1 protein-coding gene is annotated in these 319 nt (G+C 73.7%); it reads left to right on the plus strand.

All coding sequences use genetic code 11. The annotated features are described in order from the left end of the window. On the plus strand, nt 1–319 hold a 319-nt coding region (locus HTZ77_RS44965), incomplete at both ends, for an MGH1-like glycoside hydrolase domain-containing protein (RefSeq protein WP_407940655.1).

Genomic DNA, 319 nt, shown 5'->3' on the forward strand with positions numbered 1-319 from the left:
CCCACCAGTGGAGCTGGGACTCCGCGTTCGTGGCGATGGGCCTCGCCCGGCACCGCCACGAGCGGACCCGCGCCGAGCTCCTCAGCCACCTCCCCGGGCAGTGCGACACCGCGATGGTCCCGCACATCGACTTCCACACGCCCGAGGCGTACATCCCCGGGCCTTCCGTCTGGCGCTCGCACGACCACGACGCGGCGCCCCGCGTGCTCTCCTCCGGTCTCACCGCGCCACCCGTCCACGGGCTCGCCCTGTGGTGGATCTACCGGCACACCGGGGACGTCGTGTTCGTGCGGCGCGCCTTCCCGTCGCTGGTCGCGCA

Origin of the sequence: Nonomuraea montanisoli, assembly GCF_013363975.1 — a bacterium.
Taxonomy (GTDB): Bacteria; Actinomycetota; Actinomycetes; order Streptosporangiales; family Streptosporangiaceae; genus Nonomuraea; species Nonomuraea montanisoli.